We start from the raw sequence: 759 nt of genomic DNA, 5'->3' as shown, positions 1-759 counted from the left end.
AAGCAGGCTGCGCGGGCAGTATAACCAAGACACCAGGCATGGGCGGACGCGCCCTGAAAGACCAAGCATGTACCGTTACGATGAGTTCGACCACGATTTTGTCCAGGCCCGCGTCGCCGAGTTCAGCGACCAGGTGCAGCGCCGTCTTGCCGGCGAGATCACCGAGGACCAGTTCCGGCCATTGAGGCTGATGAACGGCGTCTATCTGCAGCTGCATGCCTACATGCTGCGCATCGCGGTGCCCTATGGCACGCTGAACGGCAAGCAGCTGCGCATGCTCGGCCACATCGCCCGCAAATACGACAAGGGCTACGGCCATTTCACCACGCGCCAGAACATCCAGTTCAACTGGCCGGCGCTGTCGGACATTCCGGCGATCCTGGCCGATCTCGCAAGCGTCGAGATGCACGCCATCCAGACCAGCGGCAATTGCATCCGCAACGTCACCGCCGACCATTTCGCCGGCGCTGCCGCCGACGAGGTCGCCGATCCGCGTCCCTACGCGGAAATCCTGCGCCAGTGGTCGTCGGTGCATCCGGAATTCTCGTTCCTGCCGCGCAAGTTCAAGATCGCGGTGACGGGGGCCGAGCGCGACCGCGCCGCCATCCAGACCCACGACATCGGCCTGCACCTGAGGAAGAACGCCGCCGGCGAACTCGGTTTCGCCGTCTATATCGGCGGCGGCCAGGGCCGCACGCCAATGGTTGCCCGCAAGATTCGCGACTTCCTGCCGGAAGCCGACCTTTTGTCCTACTGCAC

At 64.0% G+C, this 759-nt stretch carries 1 protein-coding gene; it reads left to right on the top strand.

Annotated elements, in window-relative coordinates; translation table 11 throughout:
- Window positions 1–67 precede the first annotated feature (67 nt).
- Window positions 68–759: nitrite/sulfite reductase (locus EN914_RS37180; RefSeq protein WP_164779256.1), on the top strand; the 692-nt coding region annotated here is incomplete at its 3' end.

The organism is Mesorhizobium sp. M7A.F.Ca.CA.001.08.2.1, assembly GCF_003998455.1.
In the GTDB taxonomy this organism is placed as follows: Bacteria; Pseudomonadota; Alphaproteobacteria; order Rhizobiales; family Rhizobiaceae; genus Mesorhizobium; species Mesorhizobium ciceri.
The sequence above is the reverse complement of the archived record's forward strand: the minus strand, read 5'-3'. Positions and strand labels throughout refer to the sequence as shown.